Here is a 443-nt window from a genome sequence, read left to right on the forward strand (position 1 = left end):
GAATGCTGACATAAGTAACGATAAAGCGGGTGAAAAGCCCGCTCGCCGGAAGACCAAGGGTTCCTGTCCAACGTTAATCGGGGCAGGGTGAGTCGACCCCTAAGGCGAGGCCGAAAGGCGTAGTCGATGGGAAACAGGTTAATATTCCTGTACTTGGTGTTACTGCGAAGGGGGGACGGAGAAGGCTATGTCAGCCGGGCGACGGTTGTCCCGGTTTAAGCATGTAGGCGGAGGTTCCAGGTAAATCCGGTACCTTATTAACGCTGAGGTGTGATGACGAGGCACTACGGTGCTGAAGTGATAAATGCCCTGCTTCCAGGAAAAGCCTCTAAGCATCAGGTAACACGAAATCGTACCCCAAACCGACACAGGTGGTCAGGTAGAGAATACCAAGGCGCTTGAGAGAACTCGGGTGAAGGAACTAGGCAAAATGGTGCCGTAAC

General features: G+C 53.0%; 1 rRNA gene. It reads left to right on the forward strand.

Annotation, left to right across the window (positions count from 1 at the left end):
* A 23S ribosomal RNA gene (locus ACWKXX_RS22555) occupies positions 1-443 on the forward strand; the annotation flags it as partial.

This window comes from Enterobacter sp. UPMP2061, from assembly GCF_053709615.1.